Origin of the sequence: Methanosarcina sp. 1.H.A.2.2, from assembly GCF_000979975.1 — an archaeon.
Lineage (GTDB): Archaea > Halobacteriota > Methanosarcinia > Methanosarcinales > Methanosarcinaceae > Methanosarcina.
In genome coordinates, this window is sequence record NZ_JJQL01000071.1 from 1 (window position 1) to 4501 (window position 4501).

Sequence of the window (4501 nt, forward strand, 5' to 3'; positions counted from 1 at the left end):
ATGCACATTATCCAGCAGGTCTTCTAACTCCAATGGTGACTGTGACCGCCTTAGAGACGGATCATGCACATTATCCAGCAGGTCTTCTAACTCCAATGGTGACTGTGACCGCCTTAGAGACGGATCATGCACATTATCCAGCAGGTCTTCTAACTGCAACGGTGACAGAGACCGCCTTAGAGATGGATCCTGTATCTTACCTGCTACTTCACTCTAACTGTAAAGGTGCATCTTTAGGATAAGAGACCGGGACTAAACCTGTCTCAATAAAGCTTAATGAAAATAGAATTGAAGATTTCGAAAACCCATAGATCCAGCCATGTAAATGGCAGGTAATCGATCAATAAAAATCAGGGGTTTTTCGGAATCTTCTTTAATTCCATTCTTTTATCCTGACATTGATTAAATGAAATTCTAAACTAAAGCCGAATCTTCATAGTTCTTTTGAGAGTAAACATCCTTATGAAGTAACCGATACATTGTATACTGAACAGAGGGATGACTTGAGAGACGAGCAAAGATCGAATGGCCCCAGGAAGATTGAAGTTCTTGCTGCTGAAAAGAAAAAATGGTCGGGAAGTTTAACAGAAGCTATAAAAGTGCTGGCAGCGTTGGTGTTCGCACTTGCAATGGCAACCGTTATCCTGCTTATATTGGTGCCGGAAGTCGGCCTTCTGATGGGGAATGTTTTTGTTACGGTTTTTCCTGCAATGATAATGGCTATCAGTGTGCTGGCACTCATTTTTCTTGTAATATATCTTTATGAGTCCAGGCTGAAGGTCAGGTATGAGGGGAAACTCAGGGAAATTAACTCCAGCCTCCAACAACTCTCATCACCCCTCAGGGTTGCGATCATCACGGGCATGAACCTCATATTTTTAGCTGTGATAAATTTATTCTGGACGAGTGTGCGTGTGGTTGTAAACATCACAGGAGACCAGCCCCCGGAGATCGTGCCGTTGTTTTCACAGGAATTTGCGGGAATTCTTCCATACCTGAACCTGCTCATCATTTTGACAATTATCGCGAACCTGCTCTATCCTGTAATTAAGATCAAATGGATACCCCTGGCCATGGAAACAGCACTCAGTGTTGCTTCAGCTGTCCTTTTATATGCTGTTCTAACGGTTTTTCCTTTCAATCCCGCCTTAAATTCAGGTGCAATACTAGCCATTAAACTAGGCCTGACATTTGTCCTTGTGATGACGCTGATAGGGGCGGTAAAGAATCTCCTGAAAACAATAACCTTCGTGATGCGGAAGTAAAAAAGAGAAATATAAAAAAATAGAGGAAGAAATTTAATTTTCTCCCTCCTCAAGCCTCCCGCCAAATTCTACATCTCCATACCATGTCGGATCCTGTAACAGTATGGTCAGCTGATCATCCTGAAAAGTATGAGTTACCTTATAGTGATTTACATTTGCGACCTCATCGACGTAAGCAACAAAAACATTGTCTGACTCCCACGATCCTTTCCCTGCCGCAGGGAGACCATAGTCTCCGGGAGAGAATCTAGAGACGTTATCCAGCCCCAGAAGAAACTCTAACGTCTGATTTTCCGGCAGTCCCACTCTGAGTAAAGCTTCCCCCTTTTCCTCATCAAAAGTTAAAGCAAGAGTCTGAAGGTCCAGAGGATTGGAATCGAGAACATATGTTTTGCCTTCGATTTTTTTCGCCATCTCGGGCAGAGGCTTAACAGGTTCAGGTTCTGGAGGCTCGGCAACGGCATATATTTTTTCCTGAAGCCTTTCATAGGCGACGGGATTTTCAGGGAGAGGCTGATCTGATTTCAGAGCTGCAACAAGGAAAGGAGCAATCTCATCCATATCAAAACCGCCACCAGTGGTTACTACTATGAGATTTTTTTCAGGTACGACAGTTATTAGTTGAGTCCCACGCCCTCTTGCCTCATAACGTGCAGGAAGATCATCGATTGGAATCCACCACTGGTAACCATATCCATCACCCTTACCATCCTCAGAAATAGCCTGTGTTTGTGTAGACTTTGCCACCCATTCTGCCGGAACTATCTGTTTTCCATCCCATTTCCCGTTATTAAGATAGAGGTACCCGAATTTGGCCATATCATGAGGGGTCAAATGCAGATCTCCCCATCCGTGGTTATTCCCCTGTGGATCAGAAGGCCAGATGACATTGGAGATCCCAAGGGGCTCAAAGAGACTTTTATTGGCATACTCCAGCTCGTTCATGCCGGTGGTCTCGCTGATGATCCCTGAGAGAAGGTGGGAATTGGGGCTGCAGTAGACGAAGCGGGTTCCCGGTTCTTCTGCCATTGGCATGTCAAGCGTAAACTGGATCCAGTCAGGACTATCTCCCATCTGCTCTAGAGTAACTTCGTAAGGCTCATTAACGCATTCAAAACCCGATCTCATGGTAAGGAGGTCTTCCAGAGTCATTGCCTTTTTATTTGCATCAACATTCGCAACAGTACGATTCGGGAAAAACTCCAGGACCGGCTGATCGACGCCGGCAATGTACCCTTCGGAAATTGCGATACCTATCAGGGTTCCTGAAAAACTTTTGGTCACGGAAGCGACATCGTGTACTGAACCATTAGCAAAAGGATAAAAGTAGACATCAGTCACGACGTATCCATTACGTATAATCAACAGGCTGTGGATGTTAATGTCCTTTTCCTGGATGTAATCCAGCGCCTCAGCCAGTTTTTCCGAGTCCAACCCCTGTTGCTCAGGTGTTGATGTTTGCCAACTCTCGGTGGGCCAGTATGTGGCTGGTTCTATACCTGGTTCTGTACCCGATTCATTGCCTGACTCCGGCTCCTCAACGCAACCAGAGGCTGCGAGCATGACCACTAAAACCACCAGTAATCCGATAAATTTCAAGTTTCCTGTACCCCTCATTACTTCTACCCCCCAGATAACCCTATATTTGCCCATTTCTACCTAAAAATAGTGACAATATACCTTGAATTACAAATAATATATTCCTTACAGTATATAATAAACACTTTACTCATAAAAATCAAACCTTTCCCCGGGGAAAAGTAAGGCAGTTTATCTAACTTCAGGGTAATTAAGGGGTTGAGCAAGATGCTAATCGATCAGATCCCAATCGGTAAATTTTCCCTTATGACCCGCCTCTCCCAGAAAGCTCTCAGGCTCTATGACAGGAAAGGGCTGCTCGTTCCGGAAGTAAAAGATTCCTTTACAGGTTACCGTTACTATACGGTTCCCCAGATCGAGCAGGGAATGAAAATCAAGACCTTTACTTTCCTGGGATTTTCCCTTGAGGAAATTTCCATGCTTCTGGACGCAGAAAGCGCAGGAAATTATGAGTTTATTGAGACCTGTTTCAGGAAGAGACTCGATGAGGTCCGGCTGGAGGTTGGGAAGTTGCAGAATATCGAGGGCATTTTGCAGGGCGCCTGCAAACATAGTGGAAAAGTTATGGAGATATTCAAAATGTCAGTTACAGAACCCGTTATCAAAGAGATTCCCGAACTGCGAGTACTGAGCAAGCGTGAAAAAGGGAACTTTGTAGAAACTATAGGAAGGCTAATTAGTGAAATCTGTGCATGCGTCAGCAGCCCTGAAAACCAGCGGAACCACGTAAAAACTACAGGCCCTATTATGTTCCTCTGCCACGACGAGGAATACAAAGAAACAGGAGCGGATATAGAGATTGCACTGCCGGTTACAGGAAGGGTCTCGGTGGAAGATCCTAAAATGGAAATAAAGACACTGCCGGCTATAAGGGCTGTTTCCGTTGTCTATCGGGGTCCATACCACGGAGTTGAAGCAGGCTATAACAAAATCTTCTCCTATACGGAAGAAAATAACCTGGAGACCGTTATGCCGAGCAGGGAACTATACTTTAATGACCCTGCTGAAGTCCCGGAAGAAGAGCTGATGACAGAGGTTCAAATTCAGGTCCGAGAAAAATAATTTATCTGCAGTATAATTCATCTGTAGCATAATTCTTGTGTAGCATAATTTTTGTGCAGCTCCAGACTTCTGGAGCAGTTCTCTTTTTCCCGGAAAAGTGGCTGCGATATATTTTCTTAGCTTTGTTACTTTTAAATGTTTATTCTAAAATATAAGTGGTAAAGCAAAATTCAGGTGGTAGCCGCAAATTATTGATCAAAATGACAAGCACTTTCACTTTTTTTGTCTAACTAAAAAAATGTATTATAAGTATCAAAGTTAAGAAAAAGAGAATATTCGGGGGGACATAAAGACCACTCCCCTGACAATGAATACAGTTAGATTATCCATATTAGGATTTATCGAATAGACATTATTCAAGACGATGAGAGCATTAAACATTTATATTAATTGAATTTGTGTACAGGATTTTTGCTTATTTTGATTTAAAGTTGAAAGTGGTATGAAAAATAAATTCGTTTTAGACATTTATATAGAAACTTAACGATATAATCCAAGGCTTTTATTATTATAGAATCCGTATTTATATTTCTATAATTATTATATTTATTTAAATAATAGTATCTCTCTGATAC

4 protein-coding genes are annotated in these 4501 nt (G+C 42.7%); 3 read left to right on the forward strand and 1 reads right to left on the reverse strand.

The features are described 5' to 3' along the window. Nucleotides 1-217 (forward strand): hypothetical protein (locus tag EO93_RS18185; protein ID WP_235284214.1); only part of this gene is annotated, 217 nt, incomplete at its 5' end. Nucleotides 218-503: 286 nt separating this feature from the next. Further along, the gene (locus EO93_RS10695) at nucleotides 504-1265 is read left to right on the forward strand and encodes a hypothetical protein (RefSeq protein WP_048162530.1); all 762 of its coding nucleotides are present in this window, start codon (nucleotides 504-506) and stop codon (nucleotides 1263-1265) included. A gap of 33 nt (nucleotides 1266-1298) precedes the next feature. On the opposite strand, the gene EO93_RS10700 is transcribed toward EO93_RS10695, so the two are convergent. Beyond that, entirely contained in the window at nucleotides 1299-2882 is a 1584-nt protein-coding gene (locus EO93_RS10700; protein ID WP_048162531.1) for a serine hydrolase, read from the reverse strand. A 189-nt stretch (nucleotides 2883-3071) separates the two neighbouring features. On the opposite strand from EO93_RS10700, the gene EO93_RS10705 reads away from it, so the two are divergent. Further along, entirely contained in the window at nucleotides 3072-3926 is an 855-nt protein-coding gene (locus EO93_RS10705) for a MerR family transcriptional regulator (RefSeq protein ID WP_048135588.1), read from the forward strand. The last annotated feature ends 575 nt before the right edge of the window (nucleotides 3927-4501 follow it).